The organism is Nitrobacter sp. Nb-311A (assembly GCF_000152905.1).
In the GTDB taxonomy this organism is placed as follows: domain Bacteria; phylum Pseudomonadota; class Alphaproteobacteria; order Rhizobiales; family Xanthobacteraceae; genus Nitrobacter.
In genome coordinates this window covers 201,688-225,183 of record NZ_AAMY01000004.1, presented here as the reverse complement: position 1 = coordinate 225,183, position 23,496 = coordinate 201,688, and the positions used below count along the sequence as shown (strand labels likewise).

Below are 23,496 nucleotides of genomic sequence, written 5' to 3'. Positions count from 1 at the left end.
TTGACATTCGTACTGCCCATATTCGTGCAGAAAGGACTGGCATTCTTGGGCGAAGCGAGCATTGCTGTGACGTGAGGTGGCCCCTCGGATCGGCCCCGCAGCGCAACATCGCTGACGGGGCCTTGGATGGTGCGACGCTGATGTCGCATCAATTTCGGAGGGTCCCATGCAGAAGTCATCCCGCAAACGTAAGCCACCATCGAACCGCCGCGGACGCGGTAAGGCCCTCACCACAACGAAGGCAGCAAAAACAGCACCTCGTTCTGTGAGAGAGCCGACGAAACGACGTCCAACGCTTCCTTCAAGTCCGGCTGTAGGGGGCAGTGTATTCAGCGCAGGTGCTGAAGCAAACAAACGGCCGAACAAGCAAACAAAACTGCTTGATCTTTTGAGGCGCCCGGCTGGTGCGACCATTGCCGCGCTCTCAAACGCCTCCGGTTGGCAGCAGCATTCCGTGCGAGGATTTTTGGCCGGCGTTGTCCGCAAGAAGCTCGGGCTCGAGTTGGTCTCAATCGTTGAAGCAGATCAGCGCATCTACCGCATCGTTGCAGCGAAGCAGGCCTGACGATGGCTAAGGCCGCGAAGAACGAGCTCGCGCGTTGTCACGATCTCGGTGGTCGGCGACCGCAGTCTCGTGGTCGTCGCTCAAGCTGGTCCGCGCTGGCGCATCTTCCGAAGCATCTGCAGACAGCCATCGTAAGCTATCGGCGACAGGTCGATCAGTCGGACGATCTTGATCCGACGGTTCGCCAGTTCCTTGATCGGATCGGCGAGAAAGAGACGTCCGATTCCGTCATGGCCAAGCTCGTGGCCTTCGACCGAGGACAGGTCGAGTTGAAGGCCGGCACCATCCTGTCGCGCGAATGGAACGGCATCACCCAGCGGGCGATCGTCGTTGAGGATGGCTTCCTGTGGGAGGGGACACTGTACGACAGCCTCTCAGCCATCGCCTTCGCCATCACCGGTACCCGCTGGAGCGGGCCCCGCTTCTTTGGCCTACGGGATAACACGGTCGGTAAGGAGGACGGGCCGTGAGGGCGGGAAAAGCGGTGGCCCGAGAGATCGTCCGGTGCGCGATCTATACCCGGGTCTCGACCGACAATTCAACTCGCTGGATGCTCAGTATGAGGCTTCCAGTGCCTATATCAAAAGCCAGGCCCATGCCGGTTGGGTGCAGGTCAAGACCCGTTATGACGATGGCGGTTTCTCCGGAGGATCAACCGACCGACCGGCACTGCAGAGCCTGCTGGAGGATATCCGGGCCCGCAAGATCGATGTCATTGTGGTCTACAAGGTCGATCGTCTGACCCGCTCGCTCGCCGACTTCGCCAAACTGGTCGAGCTGTTCGATGCCCATCGGGTGTCGTTTGTCTCGGTGACCCAGCAGTTCAATACCACAACGTCCATGGGACGCCTGACCCTCAACGTTCTCCTGTCCTTTGCCCAGTTCGAACGGGAGGTCACCTCGGAGCGCATCCGGGACAAGGTGGCAGCCTCCAAGAAGAAGGGCATCTGGGTCGGAGGTCCCCTCCCCCTCGGCTACGCCATGGAAAATGGCAAGGTGGCCGTCGTCCCCGAAGAAGCCGAACGGGTCCGTCACATCTTCACCCGCTATCTCGAGCTTGGCAGTGTCCGTGCCTTGATGCGAGACCTCAAGGACCGCAACGTCGTCAGCAGACGGCGCGTTCTCAAGACCGGCGTAACCCGGGGCGGAGTTGCATTCGGCTGTGGCGCCTTATTCCATCTGCTGCGCAACCGCTTCTACATTGGCGAGGTCAACTACAAGGGGCAAATCTATCCGGGCGAGCAGCCCCCGATCCTGGATCGGGATCTGTTCGATCGTGTCCAGACCATGCTCTCGGACCAGCGCAGTCATCAGACCAGAACCCGGACCTCCTTCAGCCATCTCCTGACTGGTCTGATGTTTGACGACGCCGGCCATCGCATGGCGCCGACCCAGGCCCAGAAGAAGGGCCGGCACTACAGCTACTATGTCTCGCGACCGCTTCTGTTCGGGAATGCAGCGACCGCCCCAGTTGGTTCGGTCTCTCGGGTGCCAGCCCCTGACATCGATGACCAGGTCCGCAAGGTTGTCCTGGAGCCGCGAAACAAAAGCACGGGCACGATCGACAACACCTACGCCTCCTTGCTGATCGAACGGATCGAGGTTCAGCAAAATCGTCTCGTCGTGCAGCTGAAGCAGGATCCGGACAATCCCGCCGAAGACGACCACTCCACCATCGTCATCCCCTGGACCAAGCCACCCTCCAAACGAGCGCGGTCCATCCTACGCCCGACCTCCGCAAAACTTCCGCTCCGCCCGATGAAGCTGGAGCAACGCGCTACGCTGGTCGCAGCGATTGCCCGCGGCCGGCGCTGGCTTGATGAACTCATTACGGATTCGGCGACAGATGCCCAAGCAATCGCAACGCGCGAGCGATGCAGCCTGCGACACGTCAACATGACACTGTCGTTGGCCTTCCTCTCTCCCGCACTCACCAAGGCTGCCGTTGAAGGTCGGTTACCTCGTGGCATCGGTCTCGAACAGCTGCGCGAGCTCCCGCTTGAATGGGATCGTCAGTTCGAAGCGCTAGGTCTCGATCCGATCTGACCAGCGACACCGCGCTCTTGATTTTTCGCCATTTCGATGTCGCGAAAGAAGCACTTCCGGCCTCCCCGAGAAAGCAGGCTTTCGCACAGATGGGCAGACCCGTCGCGGTTCAAACCCGCAATAAAAGTAGCATGATGCCGGCTATGTCCCTTTGAACCGATTGGTTGCAGCGGCCGAACTGACCCAGTCAGCGAACCCGTCTCTGCTGCTCGGCCAGGAACGGGAATTTTCGATGCAGAGACAAAGCGCACTTTGGCAAGATTTTTGAGACCAGAGACGCGCGCTGAGACTGAACGGATCGCCAAAACCCCGCAATTTGCGCGACAAATCGACGGATGTGCCACCGAGCTCGGTTCCTGCGAACTGGGTGGTGGCGGAAGCAGTCGGATGCGAACGAGTCTCCAAGAGCCCATAACAGGGAATTTCTTACAAATTGCGGGACAAAACAGGCTTCTGATCGGCTTATAATCACGAAGCGATCGGAATTATCCTGTGAATTCCGCTTGATGCGCTGTAGTCCAAGCACTTTCCTGTTATTCTGCATAACAGGCGCTAATTACGGGCAAACAGGCAATTTGAAAGCAGCATCAGGCATTTGAAAGCTCCGAACAGGCAGCGGTCCGGAGCGGAATCGCGCATAGCTTGAGCAGCGACATGCCTGTTGCGGTCAAACCTTGGAAAATCGAGCATGCTCCCATTGATCACGTCCAGTGCTGGGTCCTCCTCGCCATGAACGATCCAGTCTCTGTCGCACCCTCGTCGCGGCTGGCCGTCGTTTACCGGCCAGTGAACGATCTCACTCCCGATCCGCGCAATGCCCGCACCCATCCGAAGCGCCAAATCGACCAGCTTCGGGCATCCATCAAGGAATTCGGCTTCACCAATCCGATACTGATTGACCCCGAAGGCCACATCATCGCGGGCCATGGCCGACTTCAGGCAGCTCGCGCCATGGGGATTGCCGAGGTCCCGACGATCGCCCTCGCCGGCTTATCCGAGCCTCAGAAGCGCGCGCTACGAATCGCCGACAACAAGATCGCCCTCAATGCTGGCTGGGATCTGGAAATCCTGCAGCAGGAACTGGGCGAGCTCGCTTCGATCGATGTCGATATTGATCCCACACTGACCGGCTTCTCGACCGGCGAGATCGACGTCATCCTCGCGTCAGCTCCCGATCCCGATGACGAAGTGATCCCTCCGGTTTTGGCGACGCCAAGAACCAAGCTCGGCGATATCTGGATTCTCGGGGAGCATCGGGTGGGATGTGGCGACAGCCGCGATGCCGAATTCTTGCAGCGGGTCATCGGCGACAGAAAGCGCGTCGATGCGGCTTTCCTCGATCCTCCCTACAATGTGCGGATCGGGGGACATGCGGTGTCCGCCGGGAGTCATCGCGAGTTCGCGATGGCTTCCGGCGAGATGAACGAAGCCGAGTTCCGGTCCTTCCTCGCTGATACGCTTGGCGCCGCCGCGTCTGTCTCCCGCGACGGTGCTGTCCACTTCGTCTGCATGGACTGGCGGCACATGGACAGCGTCTCGGCGGTCGGCGCCACCGTCTATGGCGCGTGTCTAAACCTCTGCGTCTGGAACAAATCCAATGCCGGGATGGGATCGCTTTACCGATCCAAGCACGAATTGGTTTTCGTCTATCGCGTGGGAATGGCCCCCCATCTCAATATGGTCGAACTCGGCAAGTACGGCCGCAACCGCACCAATGTGTGGGATTATGCCTCGGTAAACTCCATGCGGGGCAGCCGACGGGAGGATCTGACCCTCCATCCTACGGTCAAGCCGACAGGGCTTGTTGCCGACGCCCTCAAGGATGTCACGCGCCATGGCGATCTCGTGCTTGATCTTTTTCTGGGCTCCGGAACGACGCTCATCGCCGCCGAGCGGACCGGGCGGTGCTTTCGTGGGCTCGACATCGATCCGGCCTATGTCGATGTTGCGATCGAACGCTGGTCAGCGCGGACGGGCCTCGCGCCGCGGCTTGAGAAGCCTGTAACATGAACAAGAAGTCGTCCTCCCGCAAACCTGCTCGGAATCCCGGCTGGTTTCCGAAGGGGCGCAGCGGCAATCTTAAAGGACGCCCAACCTCTTCTCGTTCAAAGGCCTCGGCGTTCGAGGTCTTGGTAGAGAAGACCCTCACAGTAGACGGCCAAGGGGGCACCCGCGAGATCACCGTGGAGGAAGCACTTCAGCAGCGGACCTATCAGGACGCTCTGGCAGGCAAACGCATGGCCATGCGCGAGGTCGTGAAATGGATCATCAAGCGCGAGGCTTGGCTGGAAAAGAATGCCCCAATGCCTTCCCGGCAGGTGATCTGGCGTGACACTGCGCACGATCCCGACAATGCGGATGCCGCCCTGCTGCTTCTCGAAATCGCCGCGCACAACCCCGAGCGCGCGAACATCGGTGCGGATCGCGCACAGCTTCTCCTCGAGCCATGGGCTGTTCAGGCGGCGCTGCGCCGCAGGCGGGGTGGCCAACGCCTGACCGACAAGGAATGTGACGAGATCCGACGCTGCACGCGAGATCCAAAGAGTCTGCGCTGGCCACGGGGGACCGGCGAATGACGTCAGGCGGTCCATCGGATGAAACGGAGGAGGATTTTGTCGGGTATCGCCGACCGCCGCGGACCACGCGCTTTACCAAAGGCAAGAGTGGCAATCCGGCAGGCCGTCCCCGCGGCCGTCACCGGGAAGCTCCCTATCAGAGTGTGCTAGGCCGAATGGTGACCATCCGGGAGGGTGGGAGGACGCGCCGTGTCACGGCGGCCGAGGCGTTTCTGCTCCAGCTCGCAAAGCGCGGGGTCGAAGGCGACGGAGCCGCAGCCCGTGCATCGCTTTCCCTCATCGAAGACGCCAGGCTCCGGCAAGTTGCCCTCAGTCCCCTGCACATCGTCTGGAAAAGCGTGGCTCCCGGAAGCGTCACCTCTGCATTGGAGCCGCTGCGAATGGCCAGGACACTCGATCCTTATCGCACGACCGCGCGGGTCGTCCTGGAACCATGGCTCGTCGAGGCCGCGCTCGCCCGTCTCCCGCAGCCACTCACTCCCGCCGATCAGCAGGTCATCGTGAAGGCCACCCGCACCCCGCACAAGGTCCGATGGCCAGCATGGTGGAGCGAACATCCGTAATTCCAAATCGAGCTTTGCTAAGAGCCATCCCTTTTGCGTCATCCTGTGTCGCGACCTGATACTTCATGTCCAGCGCCTTGCAAAAATCAGATGACGCAATTCGACGAGCAGCATTATCAACCGTCTCATGACGTGACGCTTAGGCCGCGGCGTTTCTTTTTCTTTGCGCAGCTGGCCTGCCCCTATGGAATGATCCGCCTTTGAGCACAACGTGTGGTCGTTGCCAACCCGTCGCTTTTTGTCGTCATACGTAACGATCATTGTTGCATAGCTGGTGCTCGCAGTTTTCGGCAAATGATTCACCGCTCATTTACTGGATTTCTGTTGGCTCCTACAAAGTCGGAACAGGCCGCCGGCGAGTTGGCTTAGTAACGGTCGCCCATCGGAGCTGCTCAGGGACCCTGAGCGACCATGTGCGCTCGCCCAACCTCGGAGGAACTTTGATGCCTGCCGTTGCAACCGCGATGAAAACCGGAGCGCCTACATCGACGGGATTCTTAGCGATGTGAAATGGGCGACCGCCAATCTCACCTACAGCTTTCCTACAAGTGCGTCCTATTACGGTTCCGGCTACGGCATTGGCGAGCCATCGGACAACTTCGAAACTCTGAACAACCAACAGCAGGACGCTGTTCGGATCGCGTTGGGAATGTTCTCTTCCGTGGCGAACCTGAATTACCTGGAGCTTACAGAAACGGCTGTGCAACATGCCGATCTCCGCTTTGCATTGTCGGATGCACCTAGCACGGCCTGGGCATACCTCCCACATCCGGCTCCAGAGGGGGGGGGGTGACGCATGGTTCAACAACTCCAGCGGCTATTATAGTGCCCCGGTCAGGGGCAACTACGCGCACTTTACAATCATCCACGAGATTGGGCACGCGCACGGGCTCGATCACGCTCATGAAGATCCTGCGGTACCAGTCAGCCGGGATTCAATTGAATACACAGTAATGAGCTACCGGTCCTTCGTTGGAGCGTCGACAACCTCGAGTCGCTAATGATGTTTGACATTGCGGCGCTTCAGCACCTTTATGGCGCGAACTTCAACACCAATTCCGGAGCGACGGTCTACTCCTGGAGCGCGACCGGCGAGATGTTCGTTAACGGTGTGGCGCAGGGCCGTCCAACTGGCAACAGAATTCTGCTCACGATCTGGGACGGTGGGGGTAGCGACACTTACGATTTCAGCAACTACGCGACAAATCTCAGCGTCGATCTGCGGCCAGGGAGCTGGACTACGACCTCATCAGCACAGCTCGCCCGCTTGCATTACGACGGGTCGCAACTTGCCACTGGTAACATCGCCAACGCATTGCTGTTTGATGCAGACCCTCGATCTCTGATCGAGAACGCTGTGGGTGGCGCCGGTAACGATCAAATCCTGGGCAATCTGGCCGCGAACTCACTCCGCGGTGCCGGTGGCAATGATTGCCTCTACGGATTGGAAGGTAATGACTATCTGGAAGGGGGGTGGCGGTGACGACATACTGATCGGCGGTAGCGGTATCGATCGTATCGACGGGGGACTCGGAAATGACTATCTGATCGGCCAGGAGGGAAACGACGTGTTGTTGGACGGCGCAGGGACAAATACTCTGCAGGGCGGCACCGGTAACGACATCTATGCCGTGCAGTCGATCGCCGACACAGTGTTTGAATTCGCAGACGAAGGCATCGACGAGGTCCAAACCTTCCTAGGCCGCTATGCTCTACCTGCAAATGTAGAGAATCTGGTCTTTGTGGGTAGCGCGGATCACACCGGCATCGGCACTGCGCATAGCAATCGCCTTATCGGCGGAGCCGGCAACGACTATTTAGTCGGCGGCGACGGCAATGATGTGTTGATCGACGGTCAGGGTCTCAACACGTTGCAGGGCGGGCGCGGGAACGACATCTATGCTGTGCAGTCGCGTGACGATACCATCGTTGAATTTGCAAATGAGGGCACCGATCAAATCCAGACATTTTTGGCGCAATACGAGCTGCGGTCCCATGTCGAAGACTTGATTTTTGTTGGTCATACGGCGCACACCGGGGTCGGCACATCCGAGGACAATCGTCTGACTGGCGCGTCGTACAATGACCACCTTACCGGAGGCGGCGGTGCTGACATCTTCGACTATCGCAACGCCGTGAACGGCTATGACGTGATCACCGACTTCGATGCTGCGGATGCCTCCTCTGGGCATGACCAGATCGATCTCACTGGCAGAGGCCTGAACTTCGACGACCTCACTATAAAAGCGCAGGGTGCTGGGACCATGGTTAGCTTCGGCGGAGATACAATCTCGCTATTGAATGTGGGGATTACGAGCGTGAACGGTGCGGACTTCCTGTTCGGTTAACGAGGCGCACAATGAGTGAATGGATATCTTTTGACCGATGGTCAGAATGTGCGCACATGGAGCAGGCGGGGATTCTCTTCCAGATCATTAATGAACAAGGAGAAAGGCTTCTCACGAAGTGTATTCCTTCCGTGAGCATCCCATTCGACTGGAAATCCCAACCCACTCGTTTCCGTTTGGTCAAGGAAAGTCGGCCTCGCCGATCTCATCCTCTCCCTCCGCCAGCAACGGCGCATGACCTGAAACGCTGAACCTGTTTGCCGGCATCCTTGAGACAGATTGAGGAGCTTTCCGAAGAGGACTTCGGGCTTGTCCTTCGTCAGATGATTTAAGAATGATCGGGCGTTTTACGACAGGAGGCTAAAGGGAGAGAGCTCCTCAGCCAGAAAACGCCTCCATAAAGATGAAGAAGGCCGATTGCTTAATCAAGAAAAGCCGTCGACTCTCCCGCTATTCACCAAGGTTGGAATCGGTTGGCAGAACTGACAGAGATAGTAAGCGGCTAGCTAGCGCCACCCAACTAGTTCTGATCCGCTGTGAACCGGAGTGGGAATATGGAAGCCCTTGGCTTCATATTCATTGATCTTGTTGCGCAGGGTGCGAACCGAAATAGCAAGTGTCTTTGCTGCCCGCGTCCGATTGCCATTGCACGCGCATAGTGTCTCAATAATAAGATCCCGTTCAACTTCAGCAATCGTGTATCCGATCAGCAGGGCGATCAATCCCGCCTCGCTCACTGTATCGTTCGGGGCAGCTCCTTCCTTCCCAATCCAACCGTTCAACACTCGTGCCATCCACATGATCAAACCAGACTTGCATCCTTTGATGCCTTGGGATTATGGCGATAGGCGGGCACCTCGTTATTGGCCGTCGCTCAGATGCGGATTCAGCTTGAACCCTGAAGTTTGTGACCCACCTGGCTGTTGTTCCGATCATAGTTGAGTAGCGGTGCGTGGATCCCAGAAATGCCGTGGTCAGATCGTTTTCGTCATCCCATTCCGCTTCCCGGCGGCGGAGAAATTGCCACATTAATCGAGGCTCGAGACTACATCCTAAAGTTATCGGAATCGGAGCGGGTTTGCGCACCGTGGAACGACATTAACGACGATATCAAACGCGCCGCGCTTGAATACGGACCGTGGATGGACTTCGCTCGAATTGGGTTTATGCGTGCACTCTATTCGCCGGAAAAGCGGGTATGTGGGCCGCCATTATCTGTTCGTCGTCCAGGTCCTTGAAGCAAGCTGGAGGACTTTGGTCTGAGTTCGCCAAACTGGATCGTTTTTGGTTAGAGTTTTTCGCGCCGAATCCCGGTGGGGGAGCGCAGAACGATGAAGACCCGAGTTCACGCAGCTCGCGAACCTCGCAACTCGTCAATGATGCGCTCAGTGAAACCACGGGAATGGTAACCAGGCACCGTCGTGCGAGCGCTCCCGCTCGTCCAGCCGGCTCACTGGCCCCCCCGATCCAAATCAAATTGTCAGATTAAGTCGAGACTTTTCAGAAGCCCACGCCGCTCGCGGAAACGCCTCCGCTCACTCCACCCGACACAAGATCCACGAGTACCGCGCCCGAGGCGAAAAATTCTCTAACGCTCGCTGCCGCCTTGCCGAGCCCGCGGTCTACGATCGCGCAGAGCACCAGATTCGCCAGATCGTCAAACAACGACTCCGGCACCTACCACCTACAGGCCTTCGGCAGGTCACCCGCCTCGGCGTCACGTTGAGCTAACGCAGCAAGGCGCCCTGAATTAGGGTCGACTCATAATAACCAATAACTGACCACCGCAGCGATGCAGACGGCTGCGACGAAATTGCTTGCGAGACGCATCATATCTGGTGGCGATGCGACGGCAGTCCTTCAGGCGACAGAACATGCGCTCGATGGCGTTGCGGCTTCGATAGAGGACGGTGCACGCTAATCCACGAATCGTTGTGGCCTTCAATAGAATACGGTCCAATACCCTGGGCGAGGCGCGGCGCTTAGACGATAGTTACGCCAAGGCGACGTTCGTCACGCCAAACGACCTGACAACGTGCATCGATATCTGCGCTTGGGATACGCAATGCAAACGCTGCTGGAATCGAAGGCGCGTCTAGCGTTTGTATCGTCGCCGACGTGGCCGTCAGATGACGAACCTTGCAGCGCATCAATATTCCATCGAGAATGATCTGTCCTTGGTGAACACCGAGCCTCCGCCGCTCCTTTGTCATGCCCGCCCCCGCGCCCAACCTGAATTCCTGTAGATCAAGCCAGTTGATGGCCAATTCAGAGTGGCAAGCTAAATCAACACCATTGCCACTACAGATACCAGTACGCGGCCGATTTAGCATCCGCTTCAGCCAACGCCGCTAGACTCCATGTTCTAGGCTGGGCTAGCGGCCCGCCCACGGCAAGCTCCTATCGAGGGAAGCTCCGGAAGGACCGGTGCCGAGCCTCAAGCATGGGGGACGGGCCTGATGACTCTATCACGTACGTAGACTGGATGCACACAAGGCGACGGTCTCGGCCGCCATCGCCAAAGGCCAGCGCGGGGGCAAGATGCGGCACGGCGGCGTCTTTCCGAACCGGCCGGATCATATCGCCAGGTTGGCCGAGCGGCTCGGCAGGAATGAGCCGCAGTTGAGCTTCTGCTATGAGGCCGGCCCCTGCGGCTATGGTCTCCAGCGCCAGCTTACCAAACTCGGACACGACTGCATCGTGGTTGCCCCGTCGCTCATTCCGATGAAGGCGGGTGATCGGGTGAAGACGGACGACGCGATGCGGTCATGCTGGCTAAGCTGCATCGGGGCCGGCGAGCTGACGAGCGTCTGTATACCGGATGACGCGCACGAGGCGATGTGTGATCCCATCCGCGCACACGGCTCCGTGCCGGATGCGCGACCGAACACATTTCCACATCAACGGCTCTAATTTGTAAGGGTTCTAGGCTTGTATCCTATCGTCACACGAAACGATGCTGTAAGAGGGGGTTGGGGTGGATGATCAGACTTGGGGCGACGATGAATCCTTTGACGAAAAAATTCTATTGGGCGGTTTGTTGCGGTGCAGTAAGTTACCTCCCATTGTCCTATCAATTCGCAGAGGATGCGTACGCACAAGGAGCCTCTACTTCCTTGCCAACCGTGACGGTCACCGCGCCGAAGGCCAGGAACAAGAAGCCGCGCACTGTTGCTCGTCGCGCGACCGCTCCGGTGAGATCGACTGTTGCTTCGCGCGTTGCCGCTCCGGTGAGATCGCCGGCTGTGCCGTACCTCACGCCTTCGACCGGCACGATCGGTCAGCCGCCGGCTCCCTATGCCGGCGGTCAGGTTGGAACCACCACGCGTGTCGGCATGTTAGGCAATCGCAATGTCTTCGATACGCCGTTCAACACGACGGGTTACACCAGCAAGCTTATTCGCGACCAGCAGGCCAACACCATCAGCGATGTCGCCGACAACGATCCCTCGGTGCGCACAAACTCACCGCGCTATAGCGGAATCGATGGTTTTCTGATTCGCGGCTTCCCGGTATTTTCGAGCGACTTTGCGTTCGACGGCCTTTACGGGGTTTCCGATTCGCGCCGCCCTGCTATGGAGCCTATCGAGCGGGTGGAGATCCTCAAGGGTCCAAGCGCCTTGCTGTATGGGATTTCGCCGTTCGGAAATGTCGGCGGCACAGTCAACCTCATTCCGAAGCGTGCCACCGACGATCCAATCACACGATTAACGACGGGCTTCGTGTCCAACGGAAATGTCGGGACGGCCATCGATTTCGGCCGCCGCTTTGGCGAGTACAAGGAATGGGGCGTTCGCCTCAATGGTGCCTACCGCGATGGCCGGACGCCGATTGCCTTCCAGACGGACGGATTCGGTGTCGGCGCGGCGGCTCTCGACTACCGTGGCGAGCGGTTCCGGGCCACGGTCGATCTTGGTTTTCAGAAGCAGAACCTGAAGGCACCAACGCGCGTACGCCGAGTGAGCCCGGGCTTTCCCATCCCGGATTCGCCCTCACTCTCGATCAACCAGCAGCAACCCTGGGAATACTATAAATCGAACCATCAATACGCGGCGCTACGCGCCGAATATGACCTCAATGATTTCTGGACGCTGTACGGAGCTTACGGTCACAGCAAATCTGATGAGACTTTCTTCGGTGGAATTCTCAATGTCACGAACGCACTGGGCGGGTTCACGTCACAACCGGCCCTCACTGTACAAGATGCCGATCGTGAAACCGGAGAGGTTGGAGTGCGCGGTCGTTTCGCTACCGGAGCAGTCAAACATTCAACCGTAATTTCGGCCACTGGGCTGTGGCAAGACAACGGAAATGCCAATACCAATGTCGGGCCATTGATCACGTCGAACCTCTATAACCCGGTCTATGTAGCTCCGCGCAGCGCGACGGGCCTGTCGCACAATGCGCCACTTATTTCGCGGCGGATCAATCAAAGCGTCGCAATCGCGGATACGATGTCGGTCCTCGATGATCGCGTGCTACTCACCGTGGGTGGGCGCTGGCAGGGTATCGATGTTGCTAACTTCGACAGGACGACGGGTGCGGTGACCTCGCGTCCGCAGAACGAGGCGATCACTCCTGCTGTGGCTCTCGTGGTAAAGCCAATCAATAACCTGTCGCTCTACGGCAACTACATCGAGGGCCTAACGTCGGCTGGAACGGCCCCAGTTGGAACTGTCAATGCTGGTCAAGTCCTTCCTGCGATTGTGGCCAAGCAGATTGAAGTCGGCGCTAAGTATGACTTCGGGGCTGTGGGCGTGAGTCTAGCGGCGTTTGAGATTACGCAGCCCAACGGGTTCACGAATCCGACGACCAACATCTTCTCGGTTGACGGCGAGCAGCGTAATCGCGGATTGGAGTTCAACACCTTCGGTGAGGTCACTCCGGGGTTGCGCCTGCTCGGTGGCGTGTCCCTCATCGACGGCGTGCAGACCAAGACGGTTGGTGGCCAATTCGACGGCAGGGCCGCGGTTGGCGTTCCGGATATTCAGTTCAACCTCTATGGCGAATACGATCTGCCCTTCTGGCGAACCTCGGGAGTGGCGACCCTGACCGGGAGGGTCATTTACACCTCGCGGCAATTTTACGATCAGGCGAACACGCAGCAGATACCGGACTGGACCCGGGCTGACATCGGAGCACGCTACGTCACCAAAGTCGATGGTAGGTTGCTGACCTTGCGTGCGGCAGTCGAAAACGTCTTCGGCTTAGACTACTGGGCAACGACAGGACGTGGCTTCCTCACCCCGGGTATACCGCGCACTTATCGTATCTCGGCGAGTATCGACTTTTGAAGCTGCATGAGACAGTGACATTGTGAACGACCGTTCGGGGGCAGCAGCAGCCTGGACTCCCACGAGTTCCACAAGGCTGCGCCTTGCACTTGTCCGGCTACATCGTTGGCTTGGCCTGAGCGTGGGCATTCTCCTCGTGGTGATCGGGCTCACGGGCAGCTTCATTGTCTTTTATCGCGAGATCGATGCAGCCTTGAATCCGGGCTTATACACTCCGGCCGGGCCTCAGCACCGTCTCAAGGCCGCCGAGGTTATGCGGATTGCGGCCGTCGCCGATCCGGCGCCGATCCGATCGGTCATCGCTCCTGACCGGACCTGGCCGGTCTGGGTCGTGATGCACTCCCACGCGACGGAGAAAGGTAAGTATCCGAATCTCTGGACCACCATGATCGATCCCTCGAATGGGAAGGTGTTAGGCCGCCGCGACTACACCAACTGCTTTGCGTTCACCGTCTATCGCATGCACCATAATCTTCTGCTCTATGACTGGTGGGGTCACGAACTTGTCGGAGCGATCGGATTCCTGCTGCTTGGGATGGCTTGCTCGGGCCTGTATCTATGGTGGCGGGAACGAGTCCGGTTCTGGCGCTCCGTCTCGATCCGTCGGCACATGTCCGCGCAACGTCTCATGCGCGATCTGCACAATACGGCGGGCTTATGGAGTCTACCGTTGCTTGCTCTGATCGCCGTTACGGGTATCGGTATCGTATTTCCAAGTGTCATCCGCCCTTTGGTCGGCTTTGTCTCAACGACCAACCTCGACGCATCACCGACCGTCAAGCCTCCTCCCAACGAATCCGCACGATCGTCTGCTGATGCGATTGTTCTCGCGGCACGCACCGCCAAACCCGGCTACGAGCTAGCGCAATTGTCACCTCCGAATGAGACTCGCAACACTTGGCGAGTCCTGTTGCGCCCGCCGGGCTCCGATCCAGCCCTTCGCAGTCGTGGTGCCGTCTGGCTCGATCCCTGGACGGGCGCACTCGCTCACGACCGCACGCCTGATTCGCTATCGCCGGGCGACCGCTATATGACCGGACAGCTCTGGTTGCATAACGGATCGACCTTCGGCTTGCTCGGCCGCCTTCTAATCTTTGCTACTGGCTTCGTGCCGCTCATTCTCTTCGTCACAAGCTTTCAGATTTGGCGGTGGAGGCGCGCGGCAAAGAACCGAACATGCGCAATTGTCTAGAATAGCCAATCAGCGCTTCGGAAAGCGCTAGCTAAGAGGGTTTTCCATCCGGCTATCACACTGGCCGCGATTGGAGGTTCTTCACAGCAAACATACCGAAACATTGCACGTTGGCAGTGCCGATGGAAACCGATGGCGCGTGGTTTTCGGCGGGTAGAGATCCTGCGCCCTGGCGCGGCGCACGATCTCTTGCGGCGTGACGAGGTAACCCTCTCGCGTGGCGATCACCTCCACGTCGCCGTAGCCAAGCAACAGGCAAGGCACATAGGCCAGCTTGAGTTGCAATGCGGCTTGCAACCGATGATGACCATCCATGACAGCTAAGCTGTTGCATTCCAGCACAATCGGGATGCGCCAGAGTTGCTCGCGCCGGAGCGTTTCCGCCAGGCTTGCGGCATGTTCCGGATAGTGGCACTCGTTCGGCAGGATCGCGTCGGAACGAACGAAGTGAACGGGCAGCGCACAGAGCACGGCTGGCTCCTTCCTAATCCAGATAAACCCGTTCCGGATGCGGATGACTTAAAAAGTCATGATGTGAAATGTGCCAGCCATAGGCGCCCGCCAGCAGGAAGGCGATGCAGTCGCCCGCGCGCAGGCGCTCGACCCGGACGTCGCAGGCAAGCGTGTCTTTCGGCGTGCATAGTTCGCCGCACAAGGTCACCGGAGTCTCATGCACGGCCGGGCGCGAGAACGGGTATGGCCAGGCTTCGCGCGGCAGCACCACGAAAGGATGATTGTGCTGCCATGATGCCGGCAGCCGAAAATGGTGAGATCCGCCGCGCAGTATCGCGAAGTGCTTGCCATGAGTGTGCTTGAGGTCGGTGACGTCGGCAAGGTAATAACCGCAGTCCGCGGTCAGAAATCGTCCGCATTCGAAGACGAGCTGGAAGCGCGGCTGGCGCGCGGCGATCAACGCCGCCAGGCCGGCGCAAAAACCTTCCCAATCGAATGAGGCCTGCGGGTTGGCATAGTTGATGCCGATGCCGCCGCCGGCGTTGAGCCAATCGAATTCCAGTTGATAGCGCCGCTGCCAAGTGCTCGTCAGATCGAAGTAATGTTCGAGCAGGGCGAGATGTGTTTGTGCGTCCAGATTGTTGGAGATGGAATGGATATGCAGACCCCTCAGACGCACGCCGGGCAGGCCGAGCGCCAGTTCGATCAAGGCAGGTATCTGCGCCTCTTCGATGCCGAACTGGGTCGCCTGTCCTCCCATGCGCAGTGTGGCTTGCTGCGGCACGGACGCCGGATTGACCCGCAGCAGGATATCCGCCCGCTGATTGCGGCGGCGCGCGATCCAGTCCAGGCGCCGCAACTGATGCTCGCTTTCGACATGGATCAGCAGGACACCCTGATCAAGGGCGCCTTCAAGCTCGGCATCGGTCTTGCCAGGGCCGCCGAACACAACCGGCACCGCATCGTTGATCCCGCGCACGGCCTGGATTTCCCCCAGTGATGCCACTTCAAAGCCGTCGGTACGATGCAACAGCGCTCGCAGGATCGGCGCGTCGCTATTAGCCTTGATGGCGTAGAACAGCTTGCACTGCGCAGGCAGGCAACGGCGCAGCGTGTCGGCGCGCCGGCGCAAATGCGCCAGATCGTAGAGGTAGGCGCACACTGGTTCGGTGCGGCCATCCAGGTAATTGCGTAAGTGTTGCAGGTTCATTGCCCGCCGTCTTTCATCTGATGCCGTGTCAGATGGGCCGCCATGGCGCGGCGGCTGATGCCGCGATCATCGCCCAGGATGAACATGCGCACCTGGTCCCGATGCCAGGCCTCGCAATCCTCCGGAGCGCGCGGCAACGCGCAGAACGTCTTGCCATGCTGCAAAGCCGCCGTGCGAATGCGCGACACCGCCGCGCGCACCTCCGGGTGGCGTGTCTGCCACGGAACTCCGAGACATTGCGAGAGATCGGCGGCGCCCTCCAAAAGCACATCCACTCCGTCAACTGCGGCAATCGCATCGGCTTGATCGATGCCTTCGGTGTCTTCGATCATCGCCACGACCAGCGTGCGCTCACGCGCGGCCTCCAAGGCGGATACCAGATCATCGCGCCCATAGCCGCTATGCCAAGTGGCGTTCAAGCCACGCTCGCCGAGCGGTGCGAAATGGCAAAGCCGCACCGCATCCCGAGCGGCCTGCTCCGAGCGAATGCGCGGAAACACGATGCCTTCGGCGCCGGCGTCTAACGCTTGCGCGGCCTGATGCGGCGCAGCCACCCGGACCAGCGCGGTGATCGCAGCGGCACGCGCCGCCAGCAACATACTGGCTAACTGGTCTGGGCCGATCAGTGTATGTTCCAGATCGATCAACAGGAAGTCGTATCCGGCCGCCGCGATCAATTCGACCGAAAGCGCAGCCGGCGTAGAGCAAAATAGTCCATACAATGGATGCGACGAGGCTTTCTGTTGCAGGCGCACTTTCAGAGACATGACGGCTTCCCTTCCGGCGCCAGCGGGTTCGGCGCGAGCCGAGTGCGCAAACGGATTTCCTGCCGAAAGCGGCGGCTTGCAAGTAGTTCGATCGAGACCTGCTCGGCAAAGCAATCGAACAATAGGTAGCGTGCCGCGCGTTCAGGGTGACGCGATTGATATGACTGCAGTACGTCGCGCACGATCTCCCAGAATCGCGCCTCCTTCACGTCGTAGAAACGCTGGAACAGCCACGCCAGTTCAGCCATGTTGACGAAGAACAGGGCATCGAAGGTGAAATCGCGCAGCTCGTCGGCATCGTCGGTTTCCAGGAAAGAATTCGGATTGACGCGCGCATGTTCGGCCGGCGGCGCGATGAGCGCGGGTGCGGAGCCGGACAGCAGTGCCTTGGAAAACCGCACGCCGTCGTGAAAGTCCTTGAGCGCCACCCGTGCCGGCAGCCCGTCTTCGTGCAGGAGGATCATGTTCTGCGCATGCGATTCGAGTGCCGTGCCATGTTCCCAAAGCAGATGCAGTACCGGCAGCCAGGCCCGCTCAACCAAGCGCTTCAGCCATGGTTCGGGGCCATGGCGCCTGACCCACGCATCGACAAACGGCCGGCCATCGGCATCCACATGCATCAAGGCGGTCATCGGCACCGCGGCTTCGCCCAGCTGCATATGCCGGTGCACGCTTTCACGCCAAATGCACGCCAATGCCCCGTATTGACCGTGCGCTGGCGCCAGCGCGGTGAAGCTCACGCCAGCCACTTCGCGCAGCAGCACCGGACGCACCATCGGCGCCGGCCAGCACGACTGTTCCACCAGGGCTTGCAACCAGTCGCTGATGACCGCGGCGTTTTGCACGGTGTGTGGCGCCAGCACGCGCGAGGTGGAGGTATTGACGAGGCTCATCGCCAGCTTGAGCGATAAGCCTTTCCGGTCATCCATATTACCGAGCGTACGGATGGATTGCTGCGGCAGATAGCGCTTCGTCAGCGGCCCGATGAGCAGCAGTTCGCCGCGCGCCAGCGCTTGATGGAAAGCGGGAAGAATCACTTCTTCCCACTGCCACGGATGAACCGGCAGCGGCACGTAATCGTCGGAACGCACACCGCGTTGGCTCAGTTTGTCGTGAAAGCGCTTCCAGTCGGTGTCCCCCAGCAGGGTGCGCGCCGCATGTTCCCGGTCGATCGTGGCGCTGACCGAGCAACGGCTGCGGTCGCGGCGCCCGGCCAGCAACAGCGGCGTCACTGCCGACGTCATCTCCGGCGCATAGGCGCTGTTGTCATCGAGCGTAAACCCGAGACGCGATTTGTAGCTGGGGTGATAAGGGTGGCTATCGGTCAGCCTAGCTTCCACCGTGTCGTAATCGGCACCCCGCAATATCTTGTCGCCGCGCACATGCAAGGTTTGAGCATCCTTGATCTGGGTTGCCAGCAGTTCCGCAGCAAACTGGCTGAGCCGCGTTTCGTCTGCGGTCAGCCAGGGTGCGATTTCCGCCAAGAACAGTGCGGGATCACTCGCTTCTTCCGTTACATCGTCCGCCCGGCGCAACAGGGGCGCGGTGATGCGGACACGGCCGAAGCTAAAGCTGCGTCGTGCCTGGCATTGATAGCTGACTGCCGTGTCGCCGGCAGCGCAGCCGGGTATCGTCAGAGTTTCTCCGCGCCACACGCAATGCGGCAAAGCCTCTTCGAACAGCAAGGCTTCCAGCAGTTGGCGCAGCACGCGGCGGCTGGCCTGCCGGTAGGCCGGGCTGTCGATCAGGTTCTGATAATCGTGCGGATGCATGGCTTATCTCTGAAGCAGTGGATTGGGAATCTCCACCCACGACGGGCGTTCACCGCGTTGCTGGAAACTGCTGAGCATGTTGGCTTTGGCCGGCAGCGTCGGCTGCGCGAGCAACTGCCGCACCAGCGGATTGCCTGTCGCCGCGATCCGGCCGGCCGTATCGCGCCATAACGCGGCTTCCGTTGTCAGGCCGGTTCGGGCCAGGCAGGCAATCACATGGCCGATATGATTGACCAGCACGTAATACTGGAAACGATGCCACGCCTGCTGCTCGTCATATAAAACGGGACTGTCGGGCTTCAGGCGATCGAGGAACGGGTAGCGCGTGCGGCTGATACTGGTGCCCTCCATGTCGCGCGCATAACCCCGCGCCGGCCAGCCATCCTGGAACGCCATCATCGCGTTCTGCAGATGTGCCTCCAGACTGATGCCGTATTCGGAAAACAAGCGCAGCAAGGGCATCAGGCTCGCATCCAAGTAGCGTGCCCACCAACGCTGAACCAAGGCGGCGTCGGGCGCGTTCCGCCCTGCAGCTTGGCGCAGCAGCGCCCATAGCGGAATCTCACCCTCCGCCGGTTCTTCCAGTACTGACGCGACCACTTGCGCATGCTCGACCTCGGCGCCTGGGATGGCCTTTCGGTACACCACCGTGCAGGCGGCGCGCAGCGCCTCGCTCGGCAGCTTCAAGCTCTGGCTGCCTAACTCCGCCAAGATATGGAACGTCGGCTGTTCCAATACCTCTTGCGGCAATTGGGACAGTGCGAGGCTTGCATCCAGCGCCCGCTCGACATGTTCGGGCGGATTGTTGCGCACGAAGTTGGTGATGCGGATATTAAGCGATAACTTGAGGAACAGCTGCTGAGCAGGCAACCAGACCGTACGTACCGAAGACGTCGGCCAAACCACTTCTCCTAGAGGCCCGAGCGAAATCAGCGAGCGGTTTTTCACCAGCTCGGTGATCTCAGACATACTCAACAGATGATTGGCTTGCCATGGATGGCAGGGCAGCAGGTGATACCCGTCATCGGCCAAGAGTTCCACGGCGAAACGCGCCGCTTCCGGATCGATAGGCAACTGTTCGGCATTTACGACACGTGTATCCAGCAAGTTGGCGGCGACTGCGAAGTAGTGCAAGCGAAACGAGGCTCCCAGTTCGGGAGCGTAACGCTGCATATCTTCCTCGCTGAACCCTTCCGAAGCCTTGGAGGTGACATGAAAAATATGCCCGAACCGCAAGCCTTGTTCCGCCGCAACAAAAGCCGATCGACCTCCGGCGGCATGGTGCTGGTGGAAACGGCGCACCTTGTCCACGCTGTTGCGCATCAAGGTCTTCAAGCGATCACGGCATTGTTGCGCCGTCTTGGCGGGCTGGCCGCTGGCATCGGCGAGTGTGTCCACAATCCGGTCGACCAGTGGCGTCGCGTTCGTCAGGGGACACCAGTCGCCGTTATACCCTATCCATGCAAAAGGCGTCACGCGGTGGTAACCGATCGGGGAGAAGTAGTTCAGCGCGCCAACCAGTTGATATCCCGTCTGCGCGAACGACACGAGATACGGCATCAGTCCGGCAGCCCGCCAGCCGGTTATCTGCGCTTGCAATTCGGCTGGTCCCGCGTCAGTCGGTGCTAAGCGAGGATCGAAACAAGCGGTCTCACGGCAATACGTGTTGAGGTACTGCTCCACCAGGCGCCGCTCCAAGGGAGCGAGCCGCGGAAAATGCATTGTCATGCGACATCCTTCCCTTGGTTTTCAATCCTGCAAACAGGGTATGAGCGCTGCATGCTACTGCCGAGCACGAGTAAACCGGCCATCAGAAACAGTGCGGTGATCGGCCATACCAAGTTGGCAGGCGCAAGAAACGGCATCAGAAGCATGACGATGAGCGGCCCCAGCATTTGGCCGACGACCATGAAACTACGGCTCAACCCAGTCACATGCCCATAAACCGCTGCCGGCAGTTGACGGCTGCAGGCGAGCAACATCGATTGCGCCAATGCGGCATAGCAGATCCCCTGAACTACCCTGAGCAAGGCGACCAGCCAGAGTTGATCGGCCTTTATCAACAATCCGATGGACAATGCGCAACCGATCGCGGCCAGCACGAAGTGGCGGCGCGGGTCGCCACGATCGTTCAGATGTCCCCACAGCGGGCTCGCCAGCATAGTTGCCAGCCAGCCCAATGCATGCAGCGCCCCGGTTTTGCTGGCAATCGCATCCGCCGCGGGGAAATGCGCCATCAAATAGAGCGGGAAGACATTGACCAGTGCGAATGCAGCGGCTTGGGTCAGGCAGGCGGCCAACATCCAATTGCGCAAATCGGCGCGGGCAAGCACGGTTTGCAAGCCGGCGAACTGTGGAAGGTTTTTATCCGGCGCCGACTTGGGCGGTTCTCTGAGCTGGCTCCATAGCACGCCGCCCGCAATGCCCGTAAGCAGCGCACTCGCTATCAAAAGTGGCTTCAGCGACCATTGGTCCAGCATCATGCCACCCAGCACCGGACCGGCCAGCGCGCCGCAAGCAATCGCGCTTTCCTGCAAGCCCAGCGAGCGTCCGCGCGACGCGTCGCTGCTGGCATGGCCGACGAAGGCAGTTAGTACGACGCTAATGGTGCTTATGCCTTGCAGCAGCCGACCCAACATGAAGCTCAATACGCTTGTGCTCAGCGCCATCAGCAGCATGCTTGCGATGAACACCGCCAGCGACACCAGCAGCATGCGCCGATAGCCGAAGCGGTCGCACCACTGACCGGCAAGAGGCGCGAAGCACAAAGTACCGAGCCCCGGTGCTGCCAGCGCGAGACTGCTCCAGCGAGCGGCGCCAAGCGTATCAATGCCGGTAAGCGTCGCCATATACAAAGGCAGTATAGGCACCAACACCATCAGCCCGAGCGTTGTCACGGCTTGGCATGCCAGCAACAAGACAAGGTTGCGGGAACATGATGTTACGCCAGACATTCAATACATTCGACAGGTAATAACGGGTTGCTCAATCGTCCCATCGCGCTGGGCATGCCGGTGCCGAAGCTCGCTCGGCCGAGCAGCGGTGCCAGTACCTGCTTGAACGGCCAATAAGGTTCATCCAGCAACAGGCTCCTGGTCTCATTGGCGATGTCGTTCGGCAGCGGCACACGCGCCAGGCAGTCTTCCAACACCGTGCGCACGATATGCCAGCCATGCGACTCTTCCCGGCGGTAGCGCTCCGCCAACGCGGCTAGGATGGCATACAGGTTGACCTCGATGGCCAGTGTTTGCAGATACGCCAGCAACTCGCGCGGGGTATTCAGTTCGAGCGTGTTCGGCGTGCTGCGATCAATCACATAGTCCGGCGCCGCTACACCCTGGGCCCGCATCAGCGGCGGGCAGATGCGCAAGGTGTCGTGGTCGCGCAGGACCAGCGCGGCGATGCGCTGCCCTTGAAATGCCAGCACCACATTCTGTCCGTGCAACTCCGGCATGACACCGTACGCAAAGCAGCGCAGGCCCAATTCCAACAAGGCGCCGGCGATATCGGCGAACAATGCCCAAACCTTGCTCTCCGGTCCGGCACGACCGATCAGATGGTCGAAAGCCGGCAGCGTTTTTCCGGCGCTCGTCGCCGGCAATGCCGCCATCGGAATGAACGTCGCACCAGCCACCGTCGGATAGCGGCGGATCATACACGCCAGTTCTCCTGGCTCTGCCTGCAATGTATCGCGCTGGCGCAACACGCACCAATCATTCTCGTCGCACAACCGCAACAGCGCCGCCAGCCAGTCATCCCGCTGTTTCAGGCGCTCAAGGCAAGCACTGGCGAGCATGCCGTTGTGTAGATAGCGCGGTGGCAGCGTGCGCACCGCTCCCAACGCATTGACGGAAAGCGCAAGCTTAAGGTGTAAGCCGGGGCGGCCGATGACGGCAAGGGAGCGCAGCGAGGCGGTCGGAATAACTGATCCCGGCCCCGTGCCCAAGTCGATGCAGTCCGCTAGGTTTGACAATCCGGTGCGGTTAAGCCGCTCCCACTGCCACGGATGCACAGGCAACCATAAGTAAGCATCGCCATCGGCGCCGCACACGCGCGCCGTCTCGGCGAGGGCTTCCCGCTGGATGCGATCCAGCAGGAGGTCCGATAAGGGGCGGCCGGAACTGGTGCGCTCCAGCACCCGATCCCGCGGCAACGCCACCCAATGCAGGGCAAACGAGGCGCCCGTTTCCGGCAAGTAGGCGGCACCGTCGCTTTCATCCCAATCCTTGGCGCGCGCCAGCGGATGAAACGGGCGATCTTTCAGACAACTCACTGCCTCCCAGGACAGCAGATCGTCTGGCGCGACCGCAGCCCGCGCCATGATGGCCGGTTCATACACCGCAGCCAATGCGGCCTGGTCGTAGGCTAACGCAAAGAAGCGGGCAAAACGGCCGGTCCGGTCGTCCCACCAATCGGCGGTTTGCAAGGCCTCGACGACTCCGATGAGCGCTCTGTTTTCCGTACGGTGAGCGATATGCAATACGATGGGCCGGTCCGATACCCGGAATGGACGCAAACCACCGGCCCGGCGGCCGTACCAAAGCAATGATCGCGCTTCATCAAGCGCGACTTCCAGCATCGTGTCGCCGACGTCGAGCGAATGAAACCTGCAGTGCTTGCGAAAGCCGTACAGATCCTCCAACCAAAGCGCATCGAACAGATCCTGAGCCAGCCGCCGCGCGTACGGATGAGATGTTTCAGATTGCATGC

The 23,496-nt window shown here is 59.7% G+C and carries 19 protein-coding genes and 3 pseudogenes; 12 read left to right on the top strand and 10 right to left on the bottom strand.

Annotated features, from left to right (window positions below; genetic code table 11):
- Positions 1-166 precede the first annotated feature (166 nt).
- The 9 genes and pseudogenes from NB311A_RS19975 (at position 167) to NB311A_RS21025 (ending at position 8,098) form a co-directional block, all read left to right on the top strand.
- Complete coding sequence (locus tag NB311A_RS19975; protein ID WP_083780361.1) at positions 167-565, top strand: DUF3489 domain-containing protein; 399 nt, start codon at positions 167-169, stop codon at positions 563-565.
- A gap of 2 nt (positions 566-567) precedes the next feature.
- Positions 568-1,035, top strand: coding sequence for a DUF2924 domain-containing protein (locus NB311A_RS02780; RefSeq protein WP_009796920.1), 468 nt, complete (start codon positions 568-570; stop codon positions 1,033-1,035).
- Positions 1,032-2,611 (top strand): annotated as a pseudogene (locus NB311A_RS02775) (recombinase family protein). Before NB311A_RS02780 ends, NB311A_RS02775 begins: the two are co-directional and overlap by 4 nt.
- 729 nt (positions 2,612-3,340) lie before the next feature.
- Positions 3,341-4,621, top strand: coding sequence for a DNA methyltransferase (locus tag NB311A_RS02770; protein WP_040673809.1), 1,281 nt, complete (start codon positions 3,341-3,343; stop codon positions 4,619-4,621).
- The gene (locus NB311A_RS02765) at positions 4,618-5,187 is read left to right on the top strand and encodes a DUF5681 domain-containing protein (RefSeq protein ID WP_009796917.1); all 570 of its coding nucleotides are present in this window, start codon (positions 4,618-4,620) and stop codon (positions 5,185-5,187) included. Before NB311A_RS02770 ends, NB311A_RS02765 begins: the two co-directional genes overlap by 4 nt.
- Positions 5,184-5,750, top strand: a complete 567-nt coding sequence (locus NB311A_RS02760; RefSeq protein ID WP_009796916.1) for a DUF5681 domain-containing protein — start codon at positions 5,184-5,186, stop codon at positions 5,748-5,750. The genes NB311A_RS02765 and NB311A_RS02760 overlap by 4 nt, the downstream gene beginning before the upstream one ends.
- A gap of 707 nt (positions 5,751-6,457) precedes the next feature.
- Positions 6,458-6,751, top strand: a complete 294-nt coding sequence (locus tag NB311A_RS21205) for a reprolysin-like metallopeptidase (RefSeq protein ID WP_116394697.1) — start codon at positions 6,458-6,460, stop codon at positions 6,749-6,751.
- Positions 6,751-7,233 carry a M10 family metallopeptidase C-terminal domain-containing protein gene (locus NB311A_RS21030; RefSeq protein WP_009796889.1) on the top strand — a complete coding sequence of 161 codons (483 nt, stop codon included), beginning with the start codon at positions 6,751-6,753 and terminating at the stop codon, positions 7,231-7,233. Before NB311A_RS21205 ends, NB311A_RS21030 begins: the two co-directional genes overlap by 1 nt.
- Positions 7,178-8,098, top strand: a complete 921-nt coding sequence (locus tag NB311A_RS21025) for a calcium-binding protein (RefSeq protein WP_086008668.1) — start codon at positions 7,178-7,180, stop codon at positions 8,096-8,098. Before NB311A_RS21030 ends, NB311A_RS21025 begins: the two co-directional genes overlap by 56 nt.
- Positions 8,099-8,604: 506 nt before the next feature.
- Here NB311A_RS21025 and NB311A_RS02745 read toward each other — a convergent pair.
- From NB311A_RS02745 to NB311A_RS19960, 3 genes and pseudogenes are all read right to left on the bottom strand, one after another.
- Positions 8,605-8,892, bottom strand: coding sequence for a helix-turn-helix domain-containing protein (locus NB311A_RS02745; protein ID WP_050752051.1), 288 nt, complete (start codon positions 8,890-8,892; stop codon positions 8,605-8,607).
- A gap of 706 nt (positions 8,893-9,598) precedes the next feature.
- Complete coding sequence (locus NB311A_RS21730; RefSeq protein WP_165475210.1) at positions 9,599-9,763, bottom strand: hypothetical protein; 165 nt, start codon at positions 9,761-9,763, stop codon at positions 9,599-9,601.
- A 96-nt stretch (positions 9,764-9,859) separates the two neighbouring features.
- Positions 9,860-10,007, bottom strand: a pseudogene (locus tag NB311A_RS19960) (transposase); the annotation flags it as partial.
- 713 nt (positions 10,008-10,720) lie between these two features.
- On the opposite strand from NB311A_RS19960, the pseudogene NB311A_RS23025 reads away from it, so the two are divergent.
- The 3 genes and pseudogenes from NB311A_RS23025 to NB311A_RS02725 form a co-directional block, all read left to right on the top strand.
- Positions 10,721-10,957, top strand: a pseudogene (locus NB311A_RS23025) (IS110 family transposase); the annotation flags it as partial.
- 122 nt (positions 10,958-11,079) lie between these two features.
- On the top strand, positions 11,080-13,392 hold the full coding sequence (locus NB311A_RS02730; protein WP_245256906.1) for a TonB-dependent siderophore receptor: 2,313 nt from the start codon (positions 11,080-11,082) through the stop codon (positions 13,390-13,392).
- 22 nt (positions 13,393-13,414) lie between these two features.
- Entirely contained in the window at positions 13,415-14,584 is a 1,170-nt protein-coding gene (locus NB311A_RS02725; RefSeq protein WP_116394696.1) for a PepSY domain-containing protein, read from the top strand.
- An 81-nt stretch (positions 14,585-14,665) separates the two neighbouring features.
- Here the strand turns inward: NB311A_RS02725 and NB311A_RS02720 are convergent, their stop codons facing one another.
- Genes NB311A_RS02720 through NB311A_RS02690 form a run of 7 tightly spaced genes read right to left on the bottom strand, consistent with a single transcriptional unit; the run spans position 14,666 to position 23,494 of the window.
- The gene (locus NB311A_RS02720; RefSeq protein ID WP_009796908.1) at positions 14,666-15,055 is read right to left on the bottom strand and encodes a ParB N-terminal domain-containing protein; all 390 of its coding nucleotides are present in this window, start codon (positions 15,053-15,055) and stop codon (positions 14,666-14,668) included.
- 13 nt (positions 15,056-15,068) lie between these two features.
- Positions 15,069-16,247, bottom strand: a complete 1,179-nt coding sequence (locus NB311A_RS02715; RefSeq protein ID WP_009796906.1) for a type III PLP-dependent enzyme — start codon at positions 16,245-16,247, stop codon at positions 15,069-15,071.
- Positions 16,244-17,014 carry an HpcH/HpaI aldolase/citrate lyase family protein gene (locus NB311A_RS02710; protein WP_009796905.1) on the bottom strand — a complete coding sequence of 257 codons (771 nt, stop codon included), beginning with the start codon at positions 17,012-17,014 and terminating at the stop codon, positions 16,244-16,246. The genes NB311A_RS02715 and NB311A_RS02710 overlap by 4 nt, the downstream gene beginning before the upstream one ends.
- A complete protein-coding gene (locus NB311A_RS02705; RefSeq protein WP_009796904.1) occupies positions 17,005-18,786 on the bottom strand; it encodes an IucA/IucC family siderophore biosynthesis protein in 1,782 nt (593 codons plus the stop codon). The genes NB311A_RS02710 and NB311A_RS02705 overlap by 10 nt, the downstream gene beginning before the upstream one ends.
- 3 nt (positions 18,787-18,789) lie before the next feature.
- On the bottom strand, positions 18,790-20,514 hold the full coding sequence (locus NB311A_RS02700) for an IucA/IucC family siderophore biosynthesis protein (protein WP_009796903.1): 1,725 nt from the start codon (positions 20,512-20,514) through the stop codon (positions 18,790-18,792).
- On the bottom strand, positions 20,511-21,740 hold the full coding sequence (locus tag NB311A_RS02695) for an MFS transporter (protein WP_050752048.1): 1,230 nt from the start codon (positions 21,738-21,740) through the stop codon (positions 20,511-20,513). Before NB311A_RS02695 ends, NB311A_RS02700 begins: the two co-directional genes overlap by 4 nt.
- Complete coding sequence (locus NB311A_RS02690; protein WP_009796901.1) at positions 21,728-23,494, bottom strand: IucA/IucC family protein; 1,767 nt, start codon at positions 23,492-23,494, stop codon at positions 21,728-21,730. The genes NB311A_RS02695 and NB311A_RS02690 overlap by 13 nt, the downstream gene beginning before the upstream one ends.
- Between the last annotated feature and the right edge of the window lie 2 nt (positions 23,495-23,496).